Source organism: Burkholderia sp. IT-111MI5, from assembly GCF_949752865.1.
Lineage (GTDB): Bacteria > Pseudomonadota > Gammaproteobacteria > Burkholderiales > Burkholderiaceae > Burkholderia > Burkholderia pyrrocinia_C.
This window is the reverse complement of the sequence record NZ_CATKIF010000022.1, coordinates 273443-288237: the sequence shown is the minus strand read 5'-3', so window position 1 is coordinate 288237 and position 14795 is coordinate 273443. Positions and strand designations below refer to the sequence as shown.

The 14795-nt window shown below is 66.8% G+C and carries 11 protein-coding genes; 6 read left to right on the top strand and 5 right to left on the bottom strand.

All coding sequences use genetic code 11. The annotated features are described in order from the left end of the window. The first annotated feature begins 65 nt into the window (after positions 1-65). Together ACM6JT_RS19645 and ACM6JT_RS19640 are read left to right on the top strand one after the other, a co-directional pair. The gene (locus ACM6JT_RS19645) at positions 66-1205 is read left to right on the top strand and encodes a porin (RefSeq protein WP_175917183.1); all 1140 of its coding nucleotides are present in this window, start codon (positions 66-68) and stop codon (positions 1203-1205) included. Positions 1206-1233: 28 nt separating this feature from the next. Further along, the gene (locus ACM6JT_RS19640; protein WP_414857092.1) at positions 1234-2955 is read left to right on the top strand and encodes a tannase/feruloyl esterase family alpha/beta hydrolase; all 1722 of its coding nucleotides are present in this window, start codon (positions 1234-1236) and stop codon (positions 2953-2955) included. A gap of 76 nt (positions 2956-3031) precedes the next feature. On the opposite strand, the gene ACM6JT_RS19635 is transcribed toward ACM6JT_RS19640, so the two are convergent. Then, positions 3032-3508, bottom strand: a complete 477-nt coding sequence (locus ACM6JT_RS19635; protein ID WP_105390609.1) for an Lrp/AsnC family transcriptional regulator — start codon at positions 3506-3508, stop codon at positions 3032-3034. Positions 3509-3688: 180 nt separating this feature from the next. On the opposite strand from ACM6JT_RS19635, the gene ACM6JT_RS19630 reads away from it, so the two are divergent. Next, the gene (locus tag ACM6JT_RS19630) at positions 3689-4921 is read left to right on the top strand and encodes a diaminopropionate ammonia-lyase (RefSeq protein ID WP_034181562.1); all 1233 of its coding nucleotides are present in this window, start codon (positions 3689-3691) and stop codon (positions 4919-4921) included. A gap of 29 nt (positions 4922-4950) precedes the next feature. Continuing rightward, a complete protein-coding gene (locus ACM6JT_RS19625) occupies positions 4951-6132 on the top strand; it encodes a M20 aminoacylase family protein (RefSeq protein WP_414857091.1) in 1182 nt (393 codons plus the stop codon). 20 nt (positions 6133-6152) lie between these two features. On the opposite strand, the gene ACM6JT_RS19620 is transcribed toward ACM6JT_RS19625, so the two are convergent. After that, entirely contained in the window at positions 6153-7559 is a 1407-nt protein-coding gene (locus tag ACM6JT_RS19620; protein ID WP_051983730.1) for an amino acid permease, read from the bottom strand. 606 nt (positions 7560-8165) lie between these two features. Further along, complete coding sequence (locus ACM6JT_RS19615; RefSeq protein ID WP_414857090.1) at positions 8166-9524, bottom strand: aspartate aminotransferase family protein; 1359 nt, start codon at positions 9522-9524, stop codon at positions 8166-8168. A gap of 508 nt (positions 9525-10032) precedes the next feature. On the opposite strand from ACM6JT_RS19615, the gene ACM6JT_RS19610 reads away from it, so the two are divergent. Together ACM6JT_RS19610 and ACM6JT_RS19605 are read left to right on the top strand one after the other, a co-directional pair. After that, positions 10033-10611 (top strand): CS1 type fimbrial major subunit, encoded by a 579-nt coding sequence (locus ACM6JT_RS19610; protein ID WP_034181565.1) that lies wholly within the window; start codon positions 10033-10035, stop codon positions 10609-10611. Positions 10612-10873: 262 nt separating this feature from the next. Continuing rightward, a complete protein-coding gene (locus ACM6JT_RS19605; protein ID WP_414857089.1) occupies positions 10874-12874 on the top strand; it encodes a glycoside hydrolase family 28 protein in 2001 nt (666 codons plus the stop codon). A gap of 64 nt (positions 12875-12938) precedes the next feature. Here the strand turns inward: ACM6JT_RS19605 and ACM6JT_RS19600 are convergent, their stop codons facing one another. Together ACM6JT_RS19600 and ACM6JT_RS19595 are read right to left on the bottom strand one after the other, a co-directional pair. Continuing rightward, positions 12939-13448 (bottom strand): GNAT family N-acetyltransferase, encoded by a 510-nt coding sequence (locus tag ACM6JT_RS19600; protein ID WP_034181567.1) that lies wholly within the window; start codon positions 13446-13448, stop codon positions 12939-12941. Between the two features lie 424 nt (positions 13449-13872). Continuing rightward, positions 13873-14505 (bottom strand): glycine zipper 2TM domain-containing protein, encoded by a 633-nt coding sequence (locus ACM6JT_RS19595; protein WP_034181568.1) that lies wholly within the window; start codon positions 14503-14505, stop codon positions 13873-13875. Positions 14506-14795 lie beyond the last annotated feature (290 nt).

Genomic DNA, 14795 nt, shown 5'->3' with positions numbered 1-14795 from the left:
TTATTTACTTTCACCCACGAGCGCCGGCAGAGCGCGATATCGACGCAGGTCTGGAGACACCAACCATGAAGCACACCAAAGCCTTGCTGGCAGCCGGCGCATGCGCGCTGGCCGCGACCGGCGCGCACGCGCAATCGAGCGTGACGCTGTACGGGATCATCGACACCGGCGTCGAATACGTGTCGCACGCGAATGCGGCCGGCGACCACGTGGTACGGATGCCGGGCGTGACCGGCGAGATGCCGTCGCGCTGGGGCCTGCGCGGCAGCGAGGATCTCGGCGGCGGCTACCAGGCCGTGTTCGTGCTCGAAAGCGGCTTCAACGTGCGCGGCGGCGATCTCGGCCAGGGCGGTCGGCTGTTCGGCCGGCAGGCATTCGTCGGGCTGAAGGGCGGCTTCGGCACGCTCGCGTTCGGCCGCCAGTACACGATGACCTACCTCGCGTTGCAGGGCGCGGACATCATCGGCCCCGACATCTACGGGCTTGGTTCGTTCGACGCGTACGTGCCGAACGGCCGCGCCGACAACGCGGTGACCTACCTCGGCACGTATCGCGGCGTGACGCTCGGCGCCGCCTATTCGTTCGGGCGCGACAGCGCCGGCACCGGCAACTCGCCGGGGCAGGGCACGTGCGCGGGGCAGGTGCCGGGCCACGCGGTCGAATGCCGCAACTGGTCGGCGATGCTCAAGTACGACAGCGCGTATTTCGGCGCGGCGGCGTCGTACGAGGAGCAGCGCGGCGGCACCGGAGCGGCCGCGAACTTCTTCGACGGCGTCGCGCCGGTCGCCTTCACGAGCAGCGCGGGCAAGGACGCGCGCGTGCACGTGAGCGCGTATGCGCAGGCGGCGGGCGCACGAATCGGCGCGGGCTGGATCGGGCGGCGCGTGTCGACCGGTTCGCCGGCTGCGCCCGGCGCGCATTCGGATCTGTTCTTCGTCGGGGCGTCGTATGCGGTCAAGCCGGACTTCATCGTCGACGGCGAAGGCTATCGGATCGTCAACAGCGCGCACGACACGCGCGCGACGATGGCAACGCTGCGCGCGACCTACCTGCTGACGAAGCGCACGTCGGTCTACGCGCAAAGCTCGTATCTGTGGAACAGCGCGCATGCGCGCTACGCGGTCAGCGGCGGCGGCCCCGGCACGACGCCCGGCGCGGGGATGGGGCAGCTCGGCGCGATGGTCGGCGTCAAGCACATGTTCTGATCCGGCAACCTGACGAACGGGAGGTATCTTGAACAGAAAATCTGCATTCCTCTGCATTGCACCGATCTCCGCGGCGATGCTCGCCGGTTGCGGCGGCGACGATTCGGTAAGCTCAACCCCCACGCACCTGAGCGCCGCGACGCCGGCCGCGATGGCGCAGACCTGCGACGCGCTCGCCGCGAAGCTCGCGTATGCGAACACGTCGTTCACGTCGGTTGCGACCGCGGCCGCCGGCGCGCTGACGGTGGCCGGCAAGCCGATCGCCGAGCACTGCGTGATCGAAGGCAAGATGAACCAGCGCGTGAGCACGGTCGACGGCAACACCTATGCGATCGGCTTCGAGATGCGCTTGCCGAAGGCGTGGAACGGCCGCTTCTTCTACCAGGCGAACGGCGGCCTCGACGGCAACGTCGTGACCGCGACCGGCGAGATCGGCGGCGGCGGGCCGCTGACCGATGCGCTGAACCAGGGCTTCGCGGTGATCAGCTCGGATTCCGGGCACAGCGGCGCGCAGAATCCGCTGTTCGGCCTCGATCCGCAGGCGCGGATCGACTACGGCTATGGCGCCGTCAATGCGCTGACGCCGATGGCGAAGCAGGTGATCCGTCTCGCCTACGGGAAGGCGCCCGACCGCAGCTATTTCGGCGGCTGCTCGAACGGCGGCCGTCACGCGATGGTCACGGCGGTGCGCAACCCGGCCGACTACGACGGCATCATCGCGGGCGACCCGGGCTTCCATTTGCCGAAGGCTGCGATCGGCGAGATGTACGGTGCGCAGCAGTTCGCGAAGATCGCGTCGGCGACTGGATCGAACGGGCTGCCGGATATCCGCAGCGGCTTCACCGACACGGAGCGCCGGTTCGTCGGCGCGAAGATCCTCGACAAATGCGATGCGCTCGACGGCGTGGCCGACGGGATGGTGCAGGACGTCGCCGCTTGCCAGGCGCACTTCAGCGTCGAAGCCGATATCCCGACCTGCGCGAACGGCACGCGCACCGGCGCATGCCTGACGACCGCGCAGAAAACCGCGCTCGGGAACGTGTTCGCGGGTGCGCGCAACAGCGCGGGCACGGCGCTCTATGCGAGCTTTCCGTACGATCCGGGCGTAGCCGGCGTTGGCTGGGCCGCGTGGAAGCAGTCGAACTCCATCACGCTCGATCCGGCCGCGATGGCGTTCACGTTCATGTCGCCGCCGAAAAGCACCGCGACGCTCGCGAACCTGCCCGGTTTCGCGCTCGGCTTCGACATGGACAACGACGCGCCGGCGATCTTCGCGACCAGCGGCGTGTACACGCAATCCGCGTGGTCGTTCATGACGCCGCCCGACGAGACGAACCTGTCCGCGCTGAAGGCGCGCGGCGCGAAGCTGCTCGTCTATCACGGCACGGGCGACCCGGTGTTCTCGTCCAACGACACGAGCGACTGGTACCAGCGGGTCGCGCAGGCGAACGGCGGCGATGCGTCGAGCTTCGCGCGCTACTATCCGGTGCCCGGGATGAACCACTGTGCGGGCGGGCCGGCGGCCGACCAGTTCGACATGCTGACGCCGCTCGTCGCGTGGGTCGAGCAGGGGCAGGCGCCCGCCGCGATCGTGGCTGCCGCGCGCGATGCGACGAACGCGTTGCCGAGTGCGGATGTGCCCGCATCGTGGGGGGCGGGGCGTACGCGCCCGCTGTGCCCGTATCCGCAGGTGGCGCGCTACAACGGCTCGGGCGACGTGAATTCGGCGGCGAGCTTCAGTTGCCGCTGACGTAGCCGTGGATGGGATGCGGCCGGCGCGTGCAGTCGCGCGCCGGGCGTTTCGCCGCCGCACGCGACAGCCGCATTCACTCGCCGGGTTCGATCGGCACCTCGAGCCCGACCTTCACGCGGCTCATGCTCACGAGCGTCTTGAACCGCTTCACGTTGTTGTTCGCGAAGAACAGCTCGCGCGTGAGCGCGTTGTACTGATCCATGTTGCGCACGGCGAGGATCAGCACGAAATCCCATTCCCCCGTCACGTAGTAGCACTGCTGGATCTGCGGGCAAAGCTCGAAGGTCCGCTTCATCGCGTCGAGCAGGTCGATCTGCTCGCTCTCGACCTCGACGTTCACGACGATCGTCAGCGGATGATCGACCTTTTCAGGCGCGACGATGGCCGTATAGCGCTCGATCACGCCGTCTTCCGCGAGACGCTTCAAGCGCCGGTTCACCGCCGCCGTCGACAGATTCACGCGTGCGCCGAGTTCGCTTTGCGGCGTCTGCGCGTCGCGCTGCACTTCCATCAACAGCTTGCGATCGAACGCATCGAGTGGGGTCGTCATGATGGTGCGTGAAACCTCGAAAGAATGAGAAATTTTTGCGTCCGGGCAGCCGATTTGGCGATTTTATTGACCGGCATACGCAATATTATTTTTCGGACCGACGGCGAACGCAACCCGCGCTTGCCCGATCCGACCCACCCGACGGACCGCCGGCGCGGTCCTGCTCCGGAGCCTTTCGCCATGCTGATCGACAACCCCCGCGCGTCGCGCGCCGCCTATCCCGACGCGCTGCGCCGCGTGATGAACATCGCGTCGGCCGACGAAAGCGGCGCGTGGCTGTCGCACTGGCCGCTCGTCGGCAGCGCGCGCACGCCGCTGCGCGCGCTGCCCGACCTCGCCGCGCGGCTCGGCGTCGCGAGCGTCAGCGTGAAGGACGAGTCGTGCCGCTCGCCGCTCGGCAGCTTCAAGGCGCTCGGCGCGCCGATCGCGCTGGTGCGGCTCGTGAAGCGCCTGCGGCGCACCCACGATCTCGATCCGCACGGGCTGGTCACCGGCCGCTACGCAGCGCAGCTCGCCGACCTGACGGTGATCAGCGCGACCGACGGCAATCACGGTCGTGCGCTGGCCGCGGCCGCGCGCGCGATCGGCTGCGGCTGCGTGATCGTGCTGCACGCGAATGTCGACGCCGAGCGCGAACGCGCGATCTCGGCGTACGGCGCGCGGATCGTGCGCATCGCGGGGAACTACGACGAGTCGGTCGTCTGCGCGGCGCAGCTTGCGCAGGCGAACGGCTGGTACGTCGTGTCGGATACGTCGTACGACGGCTACGAAGCGATTCCGCGCGACGTGATGCAGGGTTACGGCGTGATCGCCGCCGAGGCTGCCGAGCAGGCCGCGCAGGACGACGGGCGGCCGTTCACGCACGTGTTGCTGCAGGGCGGCGTGGGCGGCCTCGCCGCGGGCGTGGCGAGTTACCTGTGGGAGCGCGATGGCGCGCAGCGGCCGCATTTCATCGTCGTCGAGCCGCGTCAGGCCGATTGCCTGTACCAGAGCGCGCTCGCGGGGCGCGCGGCGAAGGCGACCGGCAGCGTAGATTCGGTGATGGCCGGGCTCGCGTGCGGCGAGGCGTCGCCGCTCGCATGGGATTTCCTCGAGCTGTGCATCGATCATTTCATGCTGATCGACGATGAAGATGCCGTGCAGGCGATGCGCGGCCTCGCGGCCGGCAGCGAACGGGACGTGCCGCTCGTCGCCGGCGAATCGGGCGCGGCCGGTATTGCGGGGCTGGAAGTGCTGATGCGCAACCCTGCGCTCGCGCGGCAGGCGCGGCTCGACGCAAGCTCGCGCGTGCTGGCGATCAATACCGAAGGCGCGACGGCGCCGTCCGTGTACCGGCGCTGCGTCGGCGACACGGCCGACGCTGTGCTCGCGCGGCAGCGCGACTGGCTGAACCGCGCGGCGGTAGCGGCCTGAACGACCAAACGACCGACGAGGCAAGCGCAATGGATGCAATCGACGCAATCGAAGAAAGCACGCTGCAGGAGCGACTGAAGACGTGGCGCCGCCATCTGCACCAGCATCCGGAGACGGGTTTCGAAGAGGTGAACACGTCCGACTACGTCGCGCGCATTCTGACGACGCTCGGGCTCGACGTGCATCGCGGCATCGGCGGAACGGGGCTCGTCGCGAACCTGACGGCTGGCACCGGCACCCGCGCGATCGGCATCCGCGCGGACATGGACGCGCTGAACATCGCCGAGCACGCGCCGGGCCGCGAACACGCGTCGCGCACGCCCGGCAAGATGCATGCGTGCGGGCACGACGGCCACATGTCGATGGTGCTGGGCGCGGCGCAACTGCTGGCCGAACGGAAGGACTTCGACGGCACGGTGCGCTTCATCTTCCAGCCGGCCGAGGAGCATGGCCGCGGCGCGAAGGCGATGATGGCCGACGGGCTGTTCGAGCGCTTTCCGGTCGACGCGATCTTCGGCGCGCACAACATGCCGGGCATGCGCGCGGGCACGTTCTCGACGCGTGCGGGCGGCATCATGGCGAGCGAGGATAATTTCGTGATCCGAATCGACGGTCGCGGCACGCATGCTGCGCGCCCGCACATGGGCATCGATCCGATCGTGATCGGCGCGCAGGTCGTGCTCGCGCTGCAGACGATCGTGTCGCGCAATCTCGATCCGGGCCAGCAGGCCGTGATCTCGTGCACGGAGTTCATCACCGACGGGTTGCGCAACGTGCTGCCGTCGACCGTGACGATCAAGGGCGACACGCGCAGCTATTCGCGCGACGTGCAGGCGCTGCTCGAAACGCGGATGCGCGAGATCAGCGAAGGGATCTGCCGCACGCACGGCGCGGCCTGCACGTTCGACTACACGCACGAGTTCGCGCCGACGGTGAATTCCCCGGAGTGGGTCGACACGGCCGTGCAGGCCGCCGCGCATATCGCAGGCGCCGGCGCGGTGAACGCCGACGTGCAGCCGATGATGATCTCCGAGGATTTCGGCGCGTTCCTGCAGGCCGTGCCGGGCAATTTCGTGTTCATCGGCAACGGCGACGCGGCCGATCGAGGCGGCGTGCCGTTGCATAACGCGACGTACGATTTCAACGACGAGATCCTGCCGGTCGGCGCGCGCTACTTCGCGGAAGTGGCGCGGCTGGCGTTGCGGTCCTGACGATACGCGTCGTGCAGAGGTCAGGCGCGCTGGCGCTCACTCCGCCGGGTTGAGCCCGCATTCGACGGCGCCGCGGATTCGAGCTTCAGCCCATAGTAGAAGGCGACCAGCAGCGCGAGCCACGCCGGGCCGACGAGCAGTGCGACGCGCGTGTCGGGGAAGTACGCCATCAAGCCGATCACGAATGCGAGGAACCCCAACGCGAACCACGAACCGTAAGGCCAGAACGGCATGCGAAAGCCGAGCGTGCGCTGTTCGCTCGGTGCGAGGGACTGGCGGAATTTCATCTGCGTAACGAGGATCACGCCCCAGGTCCAGATCGCGCCGAACGTGGAGATGGACGTGACCCAGACGAAGACCTTCTCGGGAACGAGGTAGTTCAGCAGCACGCCGGCCAGCAAGGCGGCCGCCGAGACGAGAATCGCCCGGCGCGGCACGCCGCCGGCGGTCGTCACGCCGAACGCGCGCGGGGCATGCCCCTGCTGCGCCAGGCTGTACAGCATGCGGCCGGTACTGAAGATGCCGCCATTGCACGACGAAAGCGCGGCAGTCAGCACGACGAAGTTGATGATCCCGGCGGCGGTCTTGATGCCGAGCCGCTCGAACGTCATTACGAACGGGCTGCCTTGCGTGCCGATCTCGTTCCACGGGTAGATCGACAGGATGACGAACAGCGCGCCGCCGTAGAAGATCACGATGCGCCAGAACACGGAGTTGATCGCGTTCGGAATGGACTTTTGCGGATTGGCCGCTTCGCCCGCCGTCAAGCCGATCATTTCGACGCCGAGGTACGCAAACATGACCATTTGCATCGACATCATGACGCCCTGCATGCCGTTCGGGAGAAAGCCGCCGTGCGCCCACAGGTTCGAGATGCCGGTCGGCACGCCATGATTGCCGTAGCCGAACACGATCATGCCGAGACCGACGGCGATCATCACGACGATCGTCACGACCTTGATCAGCGCGAACCAGAATTCGAGTTCGCCGTATGCCTTGACCGTCAACAAATTGACGGAGCCCATCATGCCCAGTGCAGCGAGCGCCCAGATCCAGCGCGGCACGTCGGGAAACCAGATACCCATGTAGATGCCGACCGCGGTGATTTCCGCGATGCACGTGACCAGCCAGAGAAACCAGTAGTTCCATCCGGTGAGGTAGCCGGCGAGCGGGCCGAGATAATTGCGCGCGTAGCGGCTGAACGATCCGGCAACGGGCTCGTGCACGGCCATTTCACCCAGCGCGCGCATGATGACGAAGATGACCGCGCCGCCGATGATGTAGGAAAGAATGATGGCGGGCCCCGCCATTTTGATTGCGTTGGCCGAGCCGAGAAACAAGCCGACGCCGATAGCGGCGCCGAGTGCCATCAGGCGCATCTGCCGTTGTCCGAGACCTCGATGTAGATCTGATTCGTTTCGTTGCATCAGGACACTCTCTTTGAATTTGAGGGAAGGGAAAGGTGGCGCGACGGGTTCGCAAGCGCGGAACGACTCTGCCGGATTCGCGCGCGATCGAGACGGCCGCGGTCAGCCGTGCCGGCCGCTTTCGGTGCGGGGCCGGGCAGGCGCGATGGTCGGGGCGGTTGTCGGTTAACGATGAAACGGATGAAACGCGCAAGCGAGTCGGTACGCGGCGCGAATGGGAAATAGGGAGTGCGAATGAATGGAAAGGATCGGGTATTGCATCGAGCTGCGTCTCCATCAAATAGGGAAATCGGCTCTCTGATGGAGCCTTGTGTCGACGGTTATGCTAGCGGCGGAGGATGAGTTGTTGTTATCGAAAAATTGACGATTTCAGGAAAAAGTACTGGCGGCCGGCATTTGTGAACAAACTCTGACTGTCGATAAATCGATATTCCAGTTTATTGCACGGCGGGCACGTAGCCGCGCCGTCATGTTTCGGCCGACCGCTGCTCCGGCGCGTGCCCGACAGCATGCCCGGCATGCAGGTCGATCCGACGGATCTGCCGAAGTAATCACCGGGAGCAGGCGTCCGGCTCGCGCGTGCCGGCGAGCCGGACGCGCGTCACGTCACACCAGTTCGCCCAGGCACGCGTCGAATTGCGCGACGAGTGTGTCGACGTCGTCGTTCGTCGTCTGCGGGCACACGAGCATCATGTTGTGGAACGGCGTGATCAGCACGCCGCGATTCAGCAGATACAGGTGCACGATGTGTTCGAGCTCGCTGTCGAGTTGCGCGCCGGCAAGCGTGCCGTTGCGCGGCGGCATGGGCGCGAACTGGAATTCGGTGCGTGCGCCGATGCGCGTCACGCACCACGGCAGCCCGTGTTTCGCGATCGCCTGTTCGAGCCCGGCGGCCAGCCGCGCGGCGAGTTCGAACATGTGCGCATACGCGGCGTCGGTCGCGACTTCGGCCAGCGTCGCGCGCATCGCATGCATCGCGAGCATGTTCGCGGTGAGCGTCGTGCCGATGCCCGAATGGCCGGGCGGCGCGTTCAGCTTCGCCTGCTTCGCGCGTTCCGCGAATTCGGCGCTGAACCCGTACACCGCGCACGGCACTCCGCCCGCGATCGGTTTACCGACCACCAGCATGTCCGGTTCGAGATCGTGCGCGACCGCGTAACCGCCCGGGCCGCTGCTGATCGTGTGCGTCTCGTCGATCACGAGCAGCGTGCCGTGTCGGCGCGTCAGTTCGCGCGCCGCATCCCAGAAGCCCGGATCGGGCAGCACCATGCCGATGTTCGTCATCGCGGGCTCGGCGAGCACGCATGCGACATCGCCATGCTTCAGCGCCGCCTCGAGCGCGTCCAGATCGTTGAATTCGACGACGCGCGTGTTCGCGAGCAGGTCGTACGACTGCCCGAGCAGGCTGTCGCGCTGCACGGGGCGGCCGTCGACGAGATCGACGAACACGTCGTCGACCGTGCCGTGATAGCAGCCGTTGAACACGACGATCGTGTTGCGGCCGGTGGCCGCGCGCGCCCAGCGCAGCACGAAGCGGTTCGCGTCGCTCGCGCTCAGCGCGAACTGCCAGACCGGCAGCCGGAAGCGGCGCGCGAGCTCGCGCGACACCCACGCGGCGTCCTCGCTCGGCAGCATCGTCGTGTAGCCGCGCGTGGCCTGCTCGACGAGTGCGCGTGCGACGGGTTCCGGCGCATGGCCGAACATCGCGCCCGTATCGCCGAGGCAGAAATCCACATAGCGATGGCCGTCGACGTCGGTGAAGGTCGCGCCGCGCGCTTCCTTCACATACAGCGAGAACGGCGTCGACCAGTCCTGCATCCAGTGCAACGGCACGCCGAACAGCAGGTGCTCGGACGCTTCCGCGGACAGGGCGCGGGACGCCGGCATGGCTTCGGTGAACGCACGGCGCTCGCGTTCGAACAGTGCGCGGGCGCGGATGAGGTCGACTCCGTGGCGGGAAGGCAAGTGGGGCTCCGGGGCAGTGAAGATGAGGAAACGATAGCGCAGGCGGCGGGGGGCTGAACAGGGGCGGAATTACCGAGGGGATCGGAAGCGCGAATATCCGTTGCGACCGACGATGACATTGCCGCGCCTGAAAGCAGGCGTTTTCCGCGCGAGTGTTATTTGATTTGGAGATGGCACTGGTAAATGGAAGCCGAAAAGAACCGTGAAGGTTTCCATGGATATTTATCCGGACTTTCGTGGCCTATCGTTATTGCACGCCGTGGCGCGAGGTGTTCGTCAGAGTCGGTCGTTGCTGTCTGACGGGGGAATCTGATACGCGGTTGCGAATGCATCCGGTCGACTCGATCGGTCGCGTATACGGCTGGGTATTTCGAATTCCGCAGGGATTTGCTTGTTAATTTCGAGATAAGCGAATACCGGATTTTGCTGAAATGGCGGGATCGTGAGCTCGAAGCGGGCCGGCTTTTCGGCGATCGGATTTCAATCATCCAGAATGCGGGGCAACACAATGAAGATCGGAAAACATCTTGCCGCACTCGCCGTGTGCGGCGCATTGACCGGCATCGCTCACGCAGGTCCGACGTCGCCGCAAGCGGTCGTCAAGAAGATCACGCTGACGGCGCATATCGGCGACAGCCTGTTCGTGTCGAAACCGGACAATTCCGCGTGGTACGACGTGGTCGAACTGAACGCGACGGACCGTGCGCGGCAGAGCTTCGCCACGACGCTGCCGATCCGCGTGCGCACGACGAACCCCGATATCAACGTCACGCTGTTGCAGCCGCTGCGGCTGTCGAACGGTCGCGACGAGATGGCCAACGCGAAGGTCGTGTTGACGGGCAAGGCGGGCGACGCGGAAATCGCATCCGGCGCCGCTCGCACGCTCACGCTGGTGAAACCCGCGCGCGACGGTTTTGACGGCTACGACGAAACCCGCAACCTGAAAGTCAGCGCCCATCTGCCGGCCGTCAGTGGGGCGGCCTCGACCAACGGGAGTTACCACGGCGATCTGGTGCTGATGTTCGAACCGGCAGCTTCGGCCGGGCGCGAGCCGGCACCGGGTGCGGTAGCGGCGGCAGGCGAGTAGGTCGGTGCCCCGGCGGACGTCGTCGGCCGGGGCGTTTCAGCTGAGGTTTTTGCGCATAAACATACGACAACATATCTCTAACGATGCGTTCTCTGATGTGAGTGGGCGCACACATCAGCGGCATTAACTCAGTAAAAACAGGGTAAACGACAAATACGTGTGCGGCTTCGATCGCATTTAGACTGCGCGTTGTAGTACGACGACGTATAAATAGCGATCCGCCGTCCGGCGCGTCGATACCCCATACACTGAAGGAGTGCCCATGGCCGCAAACAGCCGCCGTTCGTCTTCGTCTGCCCGATCGCCGTCGTCGAAGCCGGTGTCGCGCCGCGCATTCATCGGCTGGAGCGGCGCGCTCGCCGGCGGCGCCGTGCTCGGCGGACCGCTCGCGGCGACCCGGGCCTTTGCGGGAGGCCACATGCCCAATGCGTCGGCGGTCGATCTCGTCTGGGGCGAGCATGGCGCGGCGGCGCGCATCGCCGCATCGCTCGCGCATGTGTCGCGGCTCGCGCTGCGCGGGCGCGACTTCGACGTGACGCATTACGGCGCGCGCCCGTGCGCGACGGTCGCGCAAACGTCGCCGTACACGAACGTCGCGAAATCGCCGGTGAGCCCGGGTTCCGAACTGACGACCGCGCCCGGCGCGTTCGATTCGCGCCCGGCGTTTCTCGCGGCGATCGACGCGTGCCGCCGCGAAGGCGGCGGGCGCGTGGTCGTGCCGCCCGGCAACTGGTACTGCGCGGGGCCGATCGTGCTGCAGAGCAACGTTACGTTCCACCTGAGCGCGAACTGCACGATCTACTTCAGCCCGAACCCGGCCGACTACGCGAAGGACGGCCCGGTCGATTGCGGCGCGAACGGCCGGCTGTACTACAGCCGCTGGCAGGCGAACGATTGCCTGAACTACGGTGCGCCCGTCTACGCGCGCAACGCGACGAACATCGCGCTGACGGGCGAAGGCCCGACGTCGGTGCTCAACGGGCAGGCGATGACGCCGTTCTCCGGCAGCGGGGCCGGCAGCATCTGCTGGTGGACCTACAAGGGCTCGTCGGGCGCGTACGGCGCAGGCGCGTCGGTACCGAGCCAGGCCTATGCGAATCCGAACAACGTCGACCTGCGCATCGTCGCGCCCGCGATTCCGGACGCGCTCTACGCGCTGCTCACGTCGCCGGTCACGCCGTGGCAGCTGGACCAGAACTACCTGCCGGCGCTGTCCGAGGCCGGTGTGCCGGTCGAGAAACGCATCTTCGGCCTCGGCCACTACCTGCGGCCGTGCATGGTCGAATTCATCGGCTGCACCAACGTGCTGATGACGAACTACCAGACGCAGAACACGCCGTTCTGGCAGCACCATCCGACCGCGAGCCGCAATGTCGTGATTCGCGGCGTGACGACCAACAGCATCGGCCCGAACAACGACGGTTTCGATCCGGACGCGTGCACCGACGTGCTGTGCGAGGACTGCACGTTCAACACCGGCGACGACTGCATCGCGATCAAGTCCGGCAAAGACCGCGACACCGAATACGGGCCCGCGAAGCGGCACCTGATCCGCAACTGCACGATGAACAGCGGGCACGGCGGCATCACGCTCGGCAGCGAAATGGGCGGCGGCGTCGAGCAGATCTATGCGACCAACCTGTCGATGCTGAACGCGAATTGGCAGACCAACCCGCTGAACATCGCGATTCGCGTGAAGACCAACATGAATCGCGGCGGCTACGTGAAGGACTTCCACGTGAAGGGCGTGACGCTGCCGAACGGCGTGACGCTGAAGGGCGGTGGCTACGGCAGCGCACTGCTCGCGGGCAGCCCGGTCAACGCGAGCGTGCCGCTCGGCGTCGTCACGCCGTCGGCCGGCAACCCGTCGGCCGCGCAGGGCGGCATCGTCACGTTCGACTGCGATTACCAGCCCGCGAACGACGCGGTGCGCACGCGCGCGCCGGTCGTGCAGAACGTGACGATCTCGGATGTGAAGGCGAGCAACGTGACGCTGAACGGCGTGACCGCGTCGTGTTTCCAGGCGATCGTCGCGCAGGGGCCGGTCGCGTTCGACTACAACGGCACGCCGCCCGCGCCGGCCGTGCAGCCGATCTCCGGCGTGACGATCAGCAATTGCGACTTCGGCACGCCGGTCGCGTCGGGCACGCCGACGGTCACGTCGCCGGGGCCGATCTATGCGTTCAACGTGAGCGCGCTGACGCTGACGAACGTGACGATCGCCGGGCAGATCGTCAACACGACGATTACCGACAAGCGGTGACTTGAGGTGAAGGGCGTTCGCGGGCGGCGGTCGATGCCCGCGAACGCAAGCATGATTGAACGCGTCAAGCCAGCGTCTTGACCATGTGATGTTCGTCGTAGAACCGCCCGTCGACGAACAGCGAGCGCGGTTCCGTGCCGAACCGGACGAACCCCTGCGACGCATACAGCCGCTCCGCGGTGCTGTTGGCCTCGTTCACGCACAGCATCAGCTGCTTGCACTGCCACGCGTGCGCCGCATGCTCGGTCGCGCTCTCGAGCAGCGCTTGCGCGATGCCGCGCCCGCGATACGCGGGATCTACGAACACGCCCCAGATCGTCGCCTTGTGCGCGATCTTTGCGCGCGCATCGCGGCGCACGCCCGTGATGCCGACGAGCGTGTCGCCGTCGAACGCGCCGAACACGGCCTGCGCGTGCGTCGGCGTGATGCGCGCGGCGAATTCGCCGACCGGCACCTGCGATTCTTCGTCGAGCGTGGGCAGGAAAGACGTGGGCGCGGTGTCGACTGCGCGCAGGCGAAGGGTCTGGAAACGGGCGGCGTCGGTCGCGTCGAGCAGGCGTGTCGTGATCGTCATCGAGGGGATTCCTGTGGAGGGCTGTGCATGCCGGCGCGGGTTGCCGCGGCCGCGCGATGCATCGTGCCTATGCTAATCGGAATCCGGATGACGTGTGGCGGCGTTCGATGCGTCGTGCATCCCGGCCGCGCCTTGGCCCTCGGATCGCATCGCGCGGTTAACGCGCATCGCGTTCGGTGCCGAGCGCATGTGATTGCGACGCGGTTGATCCGTGCAGGCGAGCGGTGGAACGGCCGTGCGACGCGTCGCGCTGGAGGCTGCCGCGAAGGTGGAGGGACTGCGAGAGTAGCGGCGGCGCGTCATGCGCGTCGCGCCGGCACGAGGGATGAGGATCACGTGAAGCAGGCGTGCCGTCGCGCCGAACAGGCACACGACATCGAACGCGCCGGATGCGCCCGCTCAGGTCGGGCGCACCGAATCGGCATCAATACCGCGACAACTGATTGCCGTTGATCTGCACGCGATCGCCCGGCCGCAGGTTGCCCGGCGACTGCACGTCGAACGAACGCGTCGAGCCGTCGCTGACCTGCACGTCGATCCGGTAGCTGCTCGGCGGTTGCGCCGCGCCCATCTGCTGGCCGATCTGGTTGCCCGCGACCGCACCGCCGAGGGCGCCGATCACGGTGGCGGCCTCGCGGCCGTGACCGCGGCCGACCTGGTTGCCGAGCACGCCGCCGATCAGCGCGCCGACGACGGTGCCGGCGACGCCCGACGGGCCGACCGAGCCGCTGACCGGCCGGATGTTCGCGACCGTGCCGTACTGCGTGCCGTAGCCGTTGCCGTACTGGTTGCCGTATTGCTGTTGCTGATTGCCGTACTGGTCATACGGCTGCGACCCGTATTGCGGCTGGTTGCCGTATTGATCGTACGGTTGCTGCTGCACGTAGCCCGGTTGCGAATACGCGGGCTGCGCATAACCGGGCGTCGCGTATTGCTGCTGCGGATAGCCCGGCTGCGCGCCGTAATATCCGGGCGCGACGCAGGCGGTCAGCGGAAGCGCCGCCACGGCGACGAGCGTGGCGAACAGAACGGTCTTCGTGGAAGGAATGCGCATCATGATGTTTCCTGCATCGGCAACGTGTTCGCCGGCGGAACCCGGACGGGTGGCGAACTCGGCGTGAGTATAAGTAATGGCCGGATGCGCGTCCGGTGCGGCCGGGTAACAACGTGTAAAGTCTGTTGCCGCGTAAATCGCGGCTTGCGCGGGGCAGTTGCACAACGCCCCGGCAATGGCGGCGGCGCCCGTTCGGCAGCTTCGACGACGCGCACCGACAGCGGTCCGGCGGCGTATCTTTCGAGGCGGTCGGCCCTTCGATTCCGGCACCCCAAACCTCGGCTTCCGCGACG